Raw genomic sequence first — 14619 nt, 5'->3', positions numbered from 1 at the left:
AGATTCTTCCCGTCCACTAAACGCTGTTCCTGCTGTGGGTTCGTGAAAGAAAACATGCCGCTGGACGTGCGATCGTGGGAGTGCCCCGAATGCGGCACAACCCACGACCGTGACGTGAATGCAGCACGTAACATTTTAGCCGCCGGGCTGGCGGTGTTAGCCTTTGGAGAGAATGTTAGTGGCGATGGCATTTCGGTGTCGTCGTCCTGTTCTCGGTGAATTAGGAATCCCCCGGCTTTAGCCGTGGGGAGTAGTCAAGGAACCTACGCCTGCAAATGCTTGCCGAAAAACGCTACCGTCCGCGACCACGCCAGTTCCGCTGCTTCCTTGTTATAGCGTGCGGTTGAATCATTGTGGAAACCGTGATTCACGCCGGGGTACACAAACGCCTGATAATCTACCTTGCTGGCTTTCAGCGCCGCTTCGTATTCTGGCCAGGTCGCGTTAACCCGTTCATCCAGCTCACCAAACTGTAGCATCAGTGGAGCCTTGATGTTCTCGATACCGCTTTTGGGCGGCGTGCCGTAAAACGGGACACCCGCATTCACCACTTCCGGCAAACTGGCTGCCAGCATATTGGTGATATAACCACCGAAGCAGAAACCCACTACGCCCAGCTTGCCGTTGCTCGACTCATGCGTTTTCAGGAATTCGGCGGCGGCGATGAAATCCGCTTCGATTTTGGCCGGGTCGAGCGACTTTTGCATCTCGCGTCCTGCATCGTCATTGCCGGGGTAGCCGCCGAGGGAATACAACGCATCCGGCGCAAATGCTACATAACCTAGCTTGGCCAGCCGCCGCGCCACGTCTTCGATATAAGGGTTGAGGCCACGGTTTTCATGTACCACTAAAACTACTGGCGCTTTACCCTCCAGCAGTTTGGGTGTCACCAGATAGCCACGCCCCTTGCCATAGCCTTTGGGGGAGGCGAATTCCACGTAACTGGCCTTGATGGTTTCATCGTTAAAGGAAACCTGTTCCGCCAGCGCATAATTCGGCAACAGGGCACTGCTGATCGTGCCGATAGTCAGCCCGGTAATCGCCAAGCTACCCAAGCGTGCCAAAAAGGTGCGCCGGTCGATGCCGCCGTGGGCGTATTCGTCATACCAATCAAATGCTTCCTGAGGGATCTGTATTTGGGTTTGTTTATCCATGACTCATCTCCTGATGTGGGGTGTGTTCTGTTTGATAGCCCAGTTTCGCCCGTTTGTATAGTATCCCCGTGCGATGAATTGTTTTCCAAGGCAAGCTCTACAATTAATCCCATTGACGTTGATCCGATTGACTTCAGCTAGATTTCACTTTAAAACATGACGCATAAGTGATTCATTCCTAGAGTTTTCGCTATAATGATTGTTACACCCTAAATATCGAGGCTACCACTATGACCAAAGATTTCAAAAAACAATCAACCGCTGATAGTGCCTTTGGGCAATACGGTTTGGGTTGGATGGTGGGTGGTGTTGCCATCGGGTTGCTGATTGGCGCGGGTATGTATGCACTTGCCAATAAAGGCAATGCACCAGATGTGAGCACCGCCACTCAAGCTACCCTGAGTACGTCTCCGGCAGGTGCTGAAGCGGTGGCTGGCACGGATAATGTGGCAGGAGGCAACAACACCTCAGCGTCTTTACAGGACAAGCAACTTGCTAGTAACGAGCCTTTGGATGCATCCCCAGGGTTTAGTTACCATGCAGTACTGCCGCAGTTGGAAATAGATGTGCCTATGGCGGTACAGGCAGAGCAGCCACCAATGTCTAAAGTAGATAAATCTGCTGATAAGAAGAAGGAAGTGACGGTGACAACTGCAAAGGATAACAAGGATAATCAGAAGAATGCTGCTGATGCTCCCGTAAAGTCCGCTGTATCAACGGCACCGACTGGTTTCAATGGTTTCCAAATTGGCTCTTATAAAACTGCCGATCAAGCGGCCGATATGGGTAATCGCTTGAAGAAAAAAGGTCTCAGTAGCCGGGTAGAGCAAGCCAGTGTGAAAGGGGAAACTTGGTATCGTGTTAAAGTTGGGCCAGCGGCTTCTTCTGATGTACTAAAAAAGTGGCAACAAACTTTGTCTGGAATGGGAATTAGCCCATTGGCTGTGCGTATGTAATGATTATGACCATTTCGTACATGCCAACAAAACAAGGGAGGCACACATATGGCCTATTTAGATAGTCATTCCGGGGTGCTGGCTGCTAATGCTAGCGAAACCGAACGCGCGGGCTTTATCCGTCGCACTTATTTGCATCTGGGCGGGGCTATTCTCGCTTTTGTCGGGATTGAAACCGCTCTTATTCAGTCCGGTATTGCCGAATCTTTCGTCCACCTGTTGCAAGGTGGTATGTGGATGTGGCTGGTGGTGATGGGGCTGTTCATGGTTACCTCATACGTCGCCAATAACTGGGCGCATTCTGCGATTTCCAAGGAAATGCAATACGCGGGACTGGGCTTGTTCGTGGTGGCGGAAGCCATTGTGTTTATGCCGCTGATTTACATCGCGCTCAGCAAAGCACCGGATATTCTAAGCCATGCAGCATTGCTGACCTTAGTATTGGTCGCGGGCATTACTTTTACTGCGTTCACAACCCGTAAGAACTTTTCGTTCCTGGGGCCTGTGCTTAATATTGGTGGCCTGATCGCATTGGGCGTGATTGCTGCTAGTCTCCTGTTCGGTTTTACGCTGGGACTGGTGTTTTCTGGCATCATGATTGTGTTTGCAGCTGCTTCCGTGCTGTATAGCACCTCCAATATTATCCATGAATACAACACGGAACAGCATGTTGCCGCGTCGCTGTCGCTGTTCTCCAGTGTTGGCCTGATGTTCTGGTATATTGTGCAATTTCTGATGAGCTTGACGGGTCAAGACTGATACCCGTCAGTCGCTTTCTGTGCTTTGATAAGGCGTCCTTCGGGACGCCTTATTTATTTTGGGAGATTGATTCGCATGGCTATTTACGCAATTGGCGATGTACAAGGCTGTTATGACCCTTTGATGCGCCTGCTGGATAAAATCCGTTTTGACCCGCGACAGGATACCCTGTGGTTTGCGGGTGATCTGGTTAACCGGGGGAAGCAGTCTCTTGAAACCTTGCGGTTGGTGCGTTCCCTGCGGGATGCAGCAGTCTGTGTGCTCGGTAATCATGATGTCAGCCTACTGGCGGCTTTTCATGGTTTACGTAAGCCGCATAAAAGCCTGAAAATCCTCACCGAAGCCCACGATTACCCAGAATTAATGGCGTGGCTGGCACAGCGGCCGCTGTTGCATGTGGATACCAGCCTAGGGTACGCCATGAGCCATGCAGGCATTCCCCCGCAGTGGGATTTGGCTACTGCGCAAGCCTGCGCCCGTGAAGTTGAGCAGCAGTTTGTTAGCCCAACCTTGCCGCTGTGGTTAGCCCACGTTTATGGCGACCAACCGAATCGGTGGAATCCCACTGATAGCCTTTTTGACCGCCATCGTTACATCCTTAACGCATTCACTCGGATGCGTTATTGCCATATTGACGGCAGTCTTGATTTCGAGGAAAAAGGCAAGCCTAATGAGACGGTGGCACAACTTCCTCATATGGCCTCGGAACTTATTCCTTGGTTTAAATATCCAACAAAGCAGAACCTAGGATTGACCGTGCTATTTGGTCATTGGTCTACTTTGGGATACCATAATGAGGATTATGTCATTGCGCTGGACACGGGCTGTGTATGGGGCGGTCAGCTCAGCGCTTTTAGAATAGACAAAAATCAACAATTAACCTGCATTCAATGTGATGACTATGGCTGACGAAAAGAAAGATACAGAACCCAGTAATTACGCCGGAACCGTGAAGGTTAATGTACGAGGGCGTGATTATTACGTGCATATTTCAGCGCCCATGCCAATGATGTCGCTGGAAGATTTGCAAAAAGGCTTGGAGCGTAACCGCGCCATTATCAAGGCGAGTCAGGAGAAAATGCGTGATACGTTTATCATGGAAGCTTTTGAATATGCTGCGCCTTGGCTGTTGAACTACGATAGCCCTACTCAGGATGCGATTCAGGCACATATTCACATCAATATGCTGATTCCTTTGATCAATCTCAAAGGTGGCGCTGCCAATTTTGAAAAGCCTGAAACGTTTCCTGTTAAGCAGCGCCTCGAAATTATGCGTAATGTTGCTGAAAAGAGCGTCTTTATGGATCGGCTCATGACAAATAACAGTATGAATACGGCTATTGGCATGACCTTTATCCTTGTCATCTTACTATCCTTAGTCTTGATCTAAGGTTGCTGGCTCGTGTTGTTCCGCTGTCAGTTGCAAGACTTCCGCTACTACTGCTTCAATTGCTGGCAAATCCGGTATAAAACACAGCAAGTGTGAGGCGCGAACTTGTCGCGCTACATAAGGGCAACGTTGCACATTACCGCTGTGATCATCGCGCAAGGTATCGGGTAAAATATCGAGTGTATTCAAACCACCCTGCACCCGTAATGCAATAAAGGGCAAACCGGGAAGTGCTGATACTGTATGTAAAATTAGGCACTTACCTTCATCAGACTCCCCAGACTCTTCTTCCATGCACAGCGATTCCAGTGAGACCACTGGAATCTGGCGGTTACGCCAATGCAGCCATCCTTCGACACCTGGGTGTTCAGAAGGTGTTAATTCACCTCCTGTTACCAGTTCTGCCATCAGGTTGATGGGTAAGATCAGGCTACCCTTGCTCAAGCGAACAATCAGGCTTTTAATGGGGGGTTTTTGTTCTAGGTTCATACGGGCATGTTCTCCCAATCGTGTGTATTGTCTGTCTCATGCCCACTGGTTAACACTTCCTGTAAAGCATCCAGTAGCACCTCATTTTGGTAAGGCTTACCTAAGAAGCCAGTTGCCCCTAATGCCCCGGCATGTTCACGGTGTTTCTGAGCAGTGCGTGAACTGATCATAATGATCGGTAGTTTTGCCCACTGAGGGTCGCGGCGTAAATGTCCCAGTAATTCAAAGCCATCCATACGTGGCATCTCAATATCCAGCAGTACCACATCTGGCTGGAATTCACTCATACGTTCCAGCGCTTCCATGCCATCTTTGGCACTCAAGACGGTGTAATCACGGGTACTGAGGAATTTCTCTGTCACTCGGCGTACAGTAATGGAGTCATCTACGATCAATACTCGTGGTGGGCCGATGGGTTCCTCGGGTGGTAAGGTTTCTGCGTCTGGCAAGCTAGGTTGGTTGTGTTGGATGGTGGCTTGCCGCGCTAGTTCTGCCATATCAGGCACGAGAAACACGCTGCCATCAGGTGATACCGTCGCTGCCGAATACAAGCGGCAGTTTTTGAACAATGAACCTAAGGGTTGTAACACCACCTCGCGTCGTCCGCGAATAGTATCAATAATCCATGCGACCGCTTGCCCTTGTAGTTCGATGAAAATGACGGGGAAACGTTCTTCTGCGTCAAACGTCATGTCACCGCGTGGCATACCCAGTACTTCTGTTAAGTGATGCAGTACATAGGGTTGCCCAGCAAATTCCAAGATAGCCGTATCGCTTTCGAAGGCTTCTTGAAGCTGCCGCCCGCTAATCCGTGCTAAACCCTGTACACCACTAATCGGTATGGCGTAGATTTGTCCTTGTATTTCTCCCAATAACACCGGGTTTACGACCAGTGTAAACGGCAAGTGCATGGCAAATTCCACCCCCTCGTTTGGCTTGGAGCTGATTTGCAAACTGCCACCCAAGGCTTTGAGTTCAGAATGCACCACATCCATACCGATGCCGCGCCCAGCAATTTGGCTGACGCTGCTGGCGGTGGAAAAACCGGGGCGCAGGATCAGGCGATCCAGCTCCGTTTCCGGCAATGTCTGCCCCTTGGTAATAATACCCATGTCGAGAGCGCGTTCGTGCAGGCGCGTGCGGTTCAAACCCCGCCCGTCATCGCTGAAACGGATGACAATTTCAGCGTCATCACGGCTGATGGTCAGGGTGATTTTGCCAGTGGCGGGCTTGTTTTGCTTGGTACGTTCTTCTGGGGTTTCCAGACCATGCGAAATCGCGTTGCGGATCAGGTGTTCCAACGGAGCCGTCATGTTCTGTAGAAGGTTACGGTCAAGTTCGCATTCCTCGCCCTGAATTTCCAGTACTACCTGCTTGCCAAGTTCACCAGCCACTTGACGGGTTAAACGCCGCAAACGCGGTACTAACATGGTGACAGCTACCAACCGTGTATCCAGTAAGTCGCGCTGAAGTTTACGGGTTGAACGCATATCCGTTTGCAATAACTGTTCGCCTTTGCGTACCTGTGTTGCTAAATCTATCTCTAGATTGACTAGGTCGTTCAGGCTTTCTGCGAGTGAGCGGGAAATTCGTTGGATTTCGGCATATTGATCCATTTCCAGCGGATCGAAATTGCTATCCGTGTTACTGGTGATGGGTTTGTGTTTACTACGTCCATCATGGATGCGTGCTTCGCTTTCTACTTCCAGCGTGCGAATTTGCTGGCGTAAGCGTGCTACGGTTCGTACCAGTTCATCGACATCCATGCCCATACTGCTGAGATGTTCTGACATATGCACTTGTTGCACATTGAGTTCTACTACTCTGTCAATCAGGCTATCAATAAAGAGGGCAGGTAAGCGAATCGTTTCATGGGGATTGGTATTGTTAGTCGTTGTGGTTTCGGCTGTCTCCATTAACGAGTTTGCGGGACGGGTAGCGCTTTCTAGTAGGGAAATGTCAGGCAAGCTATCCGCTTGCTCCAACAGCATTTGCTCCAACAAACTACCGGATTCGTTGGGTAAACCACGCGGTTGTTGTACCCAGGTATGCAGGGGTGTCGTTAGGGTAGGTGTATCTGCTTCAGTCGGTGTTTGGGGTGGGATGTCTGGTAATACGGATTTGCTTGCGTTTGCTGGTTCAGCAGGGTGGCTGAGTTCAGCGGCCAAGTCGTGTAAACGGTCGACTGCTTGTTGTAAATGCTCAATATCAGCTTCACTGACTCGTGTAACAAAGTGTAAGCCTGATAATAGGTTTTCGGCTTCGTGACTGATGTCAGCAAGGGAGCTTAGTTGTGCCATACGTGCTCCACCCTTCAGTGTGTGGAATTCACGTTCTAGTTCGCAGATGGTTTCCTGTTCTTCTGGTGCATCTCGCAGACGTTGCAAATTGCGATCAAGTGCTTGCAGTTGTTCGGGGACTTCTTCCCAGAATAGCTGCCAAATGAGGCGTGATTCGGCTGCTTCTTCCGTTGCATCATCGAGTTCTGATGATAATGGCGTTGTGGGTATAGCCGTGTCCTGTGATGCTTGTTGTTCAACAGCAGGCATTTGTTCTGGAGAAGAGAAGTCGAGCGTATCGAGCGGCTCAGATTCTGGTTCTGGCTCTGGTTCTGATTGTTCGGCTGGCGTTTGTTCTGGCAAAGAGAAGTCGAGCATATCGAGCGGCTCGTATTCTGGCTCTGGCTCTGGTTTTTTTTGTTGAACGGGTTCTGGAGCAGAGAAGTCGAACATTTCCAATGGCTCTTGTTCGAGTGGCAATAGGGTCGCTTCTGCCTCAGCAATCAGTGTGATGACATTTGCATCTTTTTGTTGTGCATTCAGGAAAAAAGTTAGTCTTTCCTGTAAAACATTGATGGCTTTTCCAATGTGAAACACCACTCGGTCATCCGCTTTTATTTGGCGACTCAATAACTGATTGGTAATGTCTTCGTGAATCCATGCAAAATCTCCCAATGCATAAGCACCCGCCATGCGTCCGCTACCTTTTAAGGTGTGAAACGCCCGTCGAATTTCTGTTAATAACGCGCGATCACCCCGCGTTCGTTGCCATTGCGGGTAGAGTTCAAGCAAGTTTTGGGAGATTTCGGTGACTTCTTCGCTGAAAATTTCGAAGATTTCTTCACCCAATGCATTACGTAAGTCAGAGGGCGGAGTCTCTACCGCTGTAGTAGTCGCCTCAGGAAGGGCGACTACCTCGGGATTTAAAGGGTGGCTGGTGCTGGTTGGGTCGGCATCCGTAAGCGCTTCAGTAACGTTGATGTCGTAATCTGTTGCGCTTTTTTTTTTGTTTCAATCTCCGCTTCTAGGCTCGCTAGATCGACGTTTTCCAATAAGTCTAGATGACTGAATTGATTCAATTCACGCAGCTTGCTAAAACCTGTTGGCAATAAGGTCAGGTAGTCTTCATGCTGTAAGCGCGTCGATACCGATGCCTCAAATAAGGTCAGAACATCTGCAAACGTGGATAACTCTTCTGGTGAAGGTTCACGTTTATGTGCCAGCAAATCTTCCCGCACGTAACGCAGAGCCGTGTTGACCATCGGCAGTAGTTCAGCAGAACCCGCCATGGTTAAAGCGCCACTGATGTTTTCTAGCGAGCTAGCAACATCTTCTAAGCACACAAATGCCCAGCCTTCTTTGTAAAAGGCAACCATGCGGGATTGTGCTTTGCTCAATTCGGTTAAAGTGGTGCGCAGTAAGCTACGCTCGCTGGAAGGATCAAGATTATCCGCGTGATCATTATCTTGATTGAATAAGGTATCGGTTAGGTCTTGTCCCGTTTCTGCATATTCTGCCAATACTTTTTCTAAGCGTATATAGTGGGTACTGATGCGCAACATGGCATCTCTATCTTGTACCTGCTCATTGCTTAAGTGGGCTTTGAGTTCTGTGGCTAAGTCGGTTGTTAACTGGGCGGCGCGTCCTAAACCCAGCATTGCCAAGGTATTGGATAAGCTGTCGGTGCGATCAGCGAGTTTACTCAGTAATTCAGGCTGACGTTCTTTATCTTGCATGGCATCAAGAATGCCTTGTAAGTTGCGTAATTCTTCCGTGACAGAATTGGCAACAGCACGCCACATTTCACGTCCTGGTGTAGTGTAATAATGGCGTAATTCGTCCAGGGTTTCGCCTTGTGGCAAGTACATGTCAAGATGGTACGCTTCTTTTACTCTATCGGTGATGGGGGCGCCATTTTCTGCTAAGCCCACGTAATACAGTAAGTTTTTGATCAACTCATCCGAGAGGATATGATCGTAAGCAGTTTCACCGACTTCCCCAAACTGACGGATTTCACGTTCTAATCTTCCCATCAGCATTTTGACAGCGACACCTTGTTCGAGTCGCTCATGTGCCAAGGCATCCGCCAATGCAGAAGCGATCCACCAAAGGGAACGCAACCGGCGTGACTGATTGAGTTTGATCATATTGTCAGTGACTTTGCCCACTGCCTGTAACATGCGTTCTGGTTGCTCATTGCGGAACCAGCCCAACAAGGCTTTTTGTAGGAAAAAGCGTAGCTTGGTACTCACTTGTAACAAGCGATCCATTGGCAGAGCGACGTATTCAGTGGTGCCAATCAGCTCATCACTAGCATGGGCATCTTCGGGTAAAAACACCAAGTGTTCGGACAGTAGCTCTACGTCATGAGCAGCCCGCAGGTTGTTCAGGGTCGGTAGCACGATCATGGGTAAATCGGCGTAACCAGCCTGTAAATGCTTCAAGTATTCGGATAATTGCAGCAAACCTTCCGCCACAGCGTCTTGAGCGGCTCGCAGGTTTTCTACCTGATTTTGGATCAATGCATCCAGTAGGCTGACAATTTCCTGGCTTAGCATACTAACGCCACTAGCATCGAGCATGTCTAGTATGCCGTTAAGTTGGCGACATGTCTCGCGACAGGCACTTAACTCACTTTTTTCAGATGATTCACTGTAGCGGCCAAAGGCTTGGCGTGCCTGTTCAATCGCTTGTTCAGTTTCATTGGCGATCCACCCGATCCGGCTAGCCAGACTTGATTTATCCGAAATCATATTACACCTGTCGTTATTGTTTTTCTTCGGCTACATTGAAATCCGCGATAGCACCGCGCAAATCAGCAGCAGTGGCATTCAGATCCGTGACCAATTCTCTAGTCTCTTCACTGTAGCGGACTGTTTGTTGAGTAATCTCTTGAATCGCGCTCATGGTTTTGACCACTTGCCCGGCCATATTGGCCTGCTTACCGGCTGCATCAGAGATATTGCCAATCAGACGCGCCAGACCGATAGTCACGTCTTCAACTTCATCCAACGCGGCACCTGCCGATTCGGCATTCCGCGCCCCATCTACCACTTTGGCGGTGGTTTCTTCCATCGAGGCCATTACTTCGCTGGTATCCGCCTGCATGGTACGGATCAGCACGTCAATCTTGCGTGAAGCTTCCGCTGCTTGCTGAGCCAATTGCTGCATCTCATCCGCTAAGCGTCGAAAACCCTTGTTGTTATTGGCATTGCTGCTCGTGTTTTGGGAGGCACTGGTCTGAATCGAAGCATTCAGTGCTAAAATATTGGTCTGTTCTGCAATGTCGTTCATGAGTCGTACAATGTCGCCGACTTCTTGTGAACTTTCACCTAAACGCTTAAGGCGCTTAGAGGTTGCCTGAATCTTTTCGCGGATAGCGCCCATGTCGGCAATCGTGGCTCGCACGGTTTGTGCGCCTGTCTGTGAAATATCCAGTGATTTTCGAGCGACCTCCGCAGAACTTGAGGCATTGCGCGATATCTTTTGAATAGACTGTGTCATCGTCGCGATGGCGGATGTGACCACCGCTATTTCTTGTGCTTGTTTGGAGGTAGAACCCGCTAAGCTGTTTACGCGTGTTTCGGCATCTTGGGCAAAGCCCGTCAGGCGCTGCGATGTCATGCCCATACGCACGACCAGTGCCTGTAGCGCGTCAACGGCATAGTTGACTGCATCCGCAATGGCACCGGTGACGTCTTCCGTCACGGTGGCACGCATGGTTAAATCACCATCGGCTAGCGAGCTCATTTCATCCAGTAAGCGTAATACAGCTTGCTGTTGTTGGCGGGCGTCTCCGGCCGTTTGGGTATGTGTTTGACGTTTCATCTGTAATAATAAAACACCCATTCCCACCACGATCAGCAGTAATACGCCGATGATGATTTGGTAAATAAGTAGACTCATACGGGTATCTCTCCGCTTTCAAGCGCAGTGATTAACCGAGTGGCATCGAGTACAGCGGTGGGGTGGTTATCCAGTAATAGCCATTGGTGTGTATAGCGTAACCAATCACCGGTTAGTTGCGTTGGCGTCTCACAACTTGGTGTATCTGACCAAATATGTCGTACACCTTCAAAGTTACCCGCTTGTAACCCGAACCATTCCCGTGTTCCACGTACCACAAAAGCGCGTCCAGAGGTGTTTGAGCGTCCGTTAGCGCGTAATAGTGAGGCTAAGTCCACCAAGGTAACGAGTTGTGCGCGGCAATACACAACACCACTGATCCAAGGAGGGACACCACGTACCAAGGCAATGTTGCTGGGTGTGACGACCTCTTCAACTTGATCACAGGGAATGAGGCAGGTTATTTCACCAATGGTTACCTGAAATCCTGACCATTCTTGTAGGTCTTGAGCATGGTGCTGGCGTGAGCGACGCTTTTTTTCGCGCAGCAAAGCCAGTCCTGCCAATAGTTCGTAAGGGCTAGCCATTGTCTACCGCCTTCGGTAAAAATTGGGTAATAGTGGCTAGTAATATTTTCGGGTCTACTGGCTTGATTAAATAAGCTTTTGCCCCTTGCCGTGAAGCCCAAACTTGATCCGTTTCTGCCGATTTAGAACTGCACACAATAATAGGGATATGTGCGGTTTCTGGGCTGCGAGTGAGTTCACGGGTCGCCTGAAAACCATTGAGTAGCGGCATGACCACATCCATCAAGATAATGTCAGGCTGACGGGCTTTCGCGACCTGAATACCTTCTTGACCATTGCAGGCTACACTTACTTGATACCCTTTTTTTTCCAGCAATACCGTAAAAATGCGGGTTTCAGCCAATGAGTCATCAATGATCAGTATGTGTGGAGCAGACATGCAATTCCCTCTTTAATCGTCAATGAGGTCAATAAAAGGAACTGGCTCAACGGGTTTAGACTCAGCAGCAGGTGGTATTGTTTCTGCTGTTTCAACAGCCTTTGGCTGTTTGACATGAGTATAAATAGCCGTCAGTAAATCGTCTTTGGTGAACGGCTTGGTGAGGTATTTGTCAGAACCCGCTAGTCGCCCGCGAGCCATGTCGAAAATACTGTCTTTACTCGATAGTAAAATGACGGGGGTATCACGGTATTGGCGGTTGGCCTTGATCAGGGCGCAGGTCTGATAACCATCTAGGCGTGGCATCATGATATCGACGAAAATAACATCGGGTTTAAAGGATGAAATTTTAGATAGTGACTCAAAACCATCACTGGCTGTCACTACCCAGCAGCCTTGCTCACTCAGCAAAACCTCAGCAGTTCGCAGGATGGTCTTGCTGTCGTCCACTACCACGACTTTCAGGCCGGTCAGATCGCGTTCAAGCGTATTGTTCAGGTTATCAGGCATATTTACACTTTGACCTAGTTTGTTGTTTTTTTAATTATTACAAGACTACTCGACTCATCTTATAAGCCTAAGCTTACAGAAGGTCTTTATGTCGTGTCGGGTAGTCCGACACCTTTGTACATAGCACTCAGTTTACCCACTTGATAAGCCTAGCGTACAAACCTTTCAGATAAAGCGTTATGCCGCCTGTGCATAATAATCACCTGCCACCAATGTGACGTGGGTAATTTCTGGCGAACAATTACGGCGAATCGGCAGCCCAGTGGAGCCAATGCCTCGGCTGGTATACACCCAAGATTCATTAACTCGGTACAGCCCCTGCACGTATTTCCGCCCCAGATACGGCCGAATAAACGGCTTGCCGGGTTTAAGCTGCACTTGCCCACCGTGAGTATGCCCGGACAATTGCAGGGAAATCCGTTCATCATTCGCATACCAGTCGATCATATCTGGCTCGTGCGCCAGTAATACCACCGGCTTGTTGCCGCGTAATTTGTCCAGTGTCGCTTTGATGTCTGGCTTACCCAGCCAGCCATCATCGATACCCGCCAGATGGAACAGGCCGCCATCATGTTGAATATCCAGCCCGTCATTGCGCAATACCGGAATACCGTGCTTAGCGAAGGTTTCTTCAATCAGCACCGGGTCGGTCTTGATGTCATGATTGCCCATGACAGCGAAGACCCCATAGCGAGCATTTAACCCCGCCAGTACTGGTACGAGGTCGAGGATATCCTCGCCATCGTGCCACACATAGTCGCCGGTTAGCACCACCAGATCAGGCTTGAGGGCATTGGTTTTTTCCACTGCCCGCTGGATGTGTTCCACCTGTGTGTAAGGCCGCAAATGCATGTCGGTAAGCTGTACAATCGTAAAACCTTCCAAGGCTAAGGGCAGGTTTTTCACCGGGATTTCCACGAACTCTTCCACCAGCCAGCGGATTTCGTTGGTACGCTCCGCGTGGCGGTCGTCGTGGAAATAGTTCATGCGCCCGATGCGGTTCAGTACCCGCTGGGGTGTCATCGCCGCTGATTTCAACATGGTTGCTGCCTCGTCAATAAAGTATTACATACCATTACGGAAAGTATCCGTCGCGGTAATGCCAGACTCGCGCACACCCTTGAGAGCCGTTGCGTAAGCACTGAGGATTCCCCCCGCATACACGATACGCTCACGGAAATAACGGTCTGCGTCCGAGTTGTTTTTACTATTATCCGCATTGAGGATAGATTCCACATTGCGAACAATTAATTGTTCAGGGATGTAACAGATACGGTTATTTTTGTAACTGCTCATACGTAATTCGGCCACTGGGTAAGCACCACCGTCTGAGGATGACACACCTACGATTAATGCAGGCTTATGTGCTAGCTCTCCGGCTCCCCAGAGCAGGAAAAAATTTTTCAAACCTGAAGGGACTTGCCCATGCCATTCCGGCGCAATGATGACAAAACCATCACTAGAGGCCAATTTTTCCGATAAAGGGTTAAGTATGGTCTGCCATTTGGCCTCACCATTCCATATACCCTCGTCCCACAAGGGCAAAGGATTGCCTGCTAAGGAAAAAACTTCGGTTTCGGTTGCTTGCTGGTTATCTAGCAATGATTGGGCGATGTGCCGCGCTACTTTCTCGCTTTGAGAGTCTTCGCGGTGGCTGCCGCTGATGAGCATGATTTTCATGGTGCAGTTCCTTAAAGTAAAAAGCCGGGGTATACCCGGCTTCTTAGTGACTGTCCAATAACCTTCGGAGATTAGATGAACAGGCAGATGTCGGATTCGCCAGCGAATTCGAAGAACATCGCAGCGCCAGCGTATTCCACGCCGTCGATGAAGTCTTTGGTATCCATCTCGAACAGGTCAACGGTCATCTGGCAAGCGATGAATTTGACATCAGCTTCCTGACACAGTTCACGCAGTTCGCCCAGATCAGCAACGCCTTTGTCCGCCATTTTCTTTTTCATCATGGAGGTCATCATGCCTTGCATACCTGGCAGTGCTTGTAACAGGACTGGCATAGGCATAGGCATTGGCATACCGGGGTTGCCCAATGAGGTAACTTGCAGGTCAAGTTTCTTCTTCAACAACTGTAAGCCGTAGAAGGTAAAGAAAACTTGCACGTCATAACCAAGCGCAGCCGCTGTGGATGCCAGAATGAACGGAGGGTAGCCCCAATCCAACGTACCTTTAGTTGCGATGATCGCTAGCTTTTTGCTCATGTTCGATGTCTCATGATAAATTGTAACTCACAGGTCAGTAACGACCCACCTCTC

Annotated in this window: 16 protein-coding genes; 5 read left to right on the top strand and 11 right to left on the bottom strand. The window is 49.5% G+C overall.

Annotation, left to right across the window (positions count from 1 at the left end):
- Positions 1-219, top strand: a 219-nt coding sequence (locus tag Q394_RS21885) for a zinc ribbon domain-containing protein (RefSeq protein WP_156946772.1), incomplete at its 5' end; no start/stop codon positions are given.
- A 44-nt stretch (positions 220-263) separates the two neighbouring features.
- On the opposite strand, the gene Q394_RS0107995 is transcribed toward Q394_RS21885, so the two are convergent.
- A complete protein-coding gene (locus Q394_RS0107995; RefSeq protein ID WP_028488818.1) occupies positions 264-1154 on the bottom strand; it encodes a dienelactone hydrolase family protein in 891 nt (296 codons plus the stop codon).
- A gap of 230 nt (positions 1155-1384) precedes the next feature.
- Between Q394_RS0107995 and Q394_RS0107990 the strand changes: the two genes are divergently transcribed.
- From Q394_RS0107990 to Q394_RS0107975, 4 genes are all read left to right on the top strand, one after another.
- Complete coding sequence (locus tag Q394_RS0107990; protein WP_028488817.1) at positions 1385-2110, top strand: SPOR domain-containing protein; 726 nt, start codon at positions 1385-1387, stop codon at positions 2108-2110.
- Between the two features lie 48 nt (positions 2111-2158).
- Positions 2159-2869, top strand: coding sequence for a Bax inhibitor-1/YccA family protein (locus tag Q394_RS0107985; protein ID WP_038140876.1), 711 nt, complete (start codon positions 2159-2161; stop codon positions 2867-2869).
- 75 nt (positions 2870-2944) lie between these two features.
- The gene (locus Q394_RS0107980) at positions 2945-3778 is read left to right on the top strand and encodes a symmetrical bis(5'-nucleosyl)-tetraphosphatase (protein WP_028488815.1); all 834 of its coding nucleotides are present in this window, start codon (positions 2945-2947) and stop codon (positions 3776-3778) included.
- The gene (locus tag Q394_RS0107975) at positions 3771-4259 is read left to right on the top strand and encodes a hypothetical protein (RefSeq protein ID WP_028488814.1); all 489 of its coding nucleotides are present in this window, start codon (positions 3771-3773) and stop codon (positions 4257-4259) included. Before Q394_RS0107980 ends, Q394_RS0107975 begins: the two co-directional genes overlap by 8 nt.
- Here the strand turns inward: Q394_RS0107975 and Q394_RS0107970 are convergent.
- From Q394_RS0107970 to dsrE2, 10 genes are all read right to left on the bottom strand, one after another.
- Positions 4245-4748, bottom strand: coding sequence for a chemotaxis protein CheW (locus Q394_RS0107970; RefSeq protein ID WP_028488813.1), 504 nt, complete (start codon positions 4746-4748; stop codon positions 4245-4247). The two genes, Q394_RS0107975 and Q394_RS0107970, sit on opposite strands and share 15 nt — an antisense overlap.
- Positions 4745-7876: a hybrid sensor histidine kinase/response regulator gene (locus Q394_RS0107965; RefSeq protein ID WP_028488812.1), complete on the bottom strand. Its 3132-nt coding sequence runs from the start codon at positions 7874-7876 to the stop codon at positions 4745-4747. The genes Q394_RS0107970 and Q394_RS0107965 overlap by 4 nt, the downstream gene beginning before the upstream one ends.
- A gap of 74 nt (positions 7877-7950) precedes the next feature.
- A complete protein-coding gene (locus Q394_RS0107960; RefSeq protein WP_028488811.1) occupies positions 7951-9780 on the bottom strand; it encodes a FimL-related protein in 1830 nt (609 codons plus the stop codon).
- 13 nt (positions 9781-9793) lie between these two features.
- Positions 9794-10933 carry a methyl-accepting chemotaxis protein gene (locus Q394_RS0107955; RefSeq protein WP_028488810.1) on the bottom strand — a complete coding sequence of 380 codons (1140 nt, stop codon included), beginning with the start codon at positions 10931-10933 and terminating at the stop codon, positions 9794-9796.
- Positions 10930-11460, bottom strand: a complete 531-nt coding sequence (locus Q394_RS0107950; RefSeq protein ID WP_028488809.1) for a chemotaxis protein CheW — start codon at positions 11458-11460, stop codon at positions 10930-10932. Before Q394_RS0107950 ends, Q394_RS0107955 begins: the two co-directional genes overlap by 4 nt.
- The gene (locus Q394_RS0107945) at positions 11453-11839 is read right to left on the bottom strand and encodes a response regulator (protein ID WP_028488808.1); all 387 of its coding nucleotides are present in this window, start codon (positions 11837-11839) and stop codon (positions 11453-11455) included. The genes Q394_RS0107950 and Q394_RS0107945 overlap by 8 nt, the downstream gene beginning before the upstream one ends.
- A gap of 12 nt (positions 11840-11851) precedes the next feature.
- A complete protein-coding gene (locus Q394_RS19570; RefSeq protein WP_038140874.1) occupies positions 11852-12349 on the bottom strand; it encodes a response regulator in 498 nt (165 codons plus the stop codon).
- Positions 12350-12526: 177 nt separating this feature from the next.
- Positions 12527-13390, bottom strand: coding sequence for a metallophosphoesterase (locus Q394_RS0107935; RefSeq protein ID WP_028488807.1), 864 nt, complete (start codon positions 13388-13390; stop codon positions 12527-12529).
- 24 nt (positions 13391-13414) lie between these two features.
- A complete protein-coding gene (locus Q394_RS0107930; protein ID WP_028488806.1) occupies positions 13415-14029 on the bottom strand; it encodes an NAD(P)H-dependent oxidoreductase in 615 nt (204 codons plus the stop codon).
- A 71-nt stretch (positions 14030-14100) separates the two neighbouring features.
- Complete coding sequence (gene dsrE2 / locus Q394_RS0107925; protein WP_028488805.1) at positions 14101-14565, bottom strand: sulfur carrier protein DsrE2; 465 nt, start codon at positions 14563-14565, stop codon at positions 14101-14103.
- Positions 14566-14619: the final 54 nt, after the last annotated feature.

The organism is Thiothrix lacustris DSM 21227, from assembly GCF_000621325.1.
In the GTDB taxonomy this organism is placed as follows: Bacteria; Pseudomonadota; Gammaproteobacteria; order Thiotrichales; family Thiotrichaceae; genus Thiothrix; species Thiothrix lacustris.
This window is presented reverse-complemented; position numbering and strand designations above follow the sequence as displayed.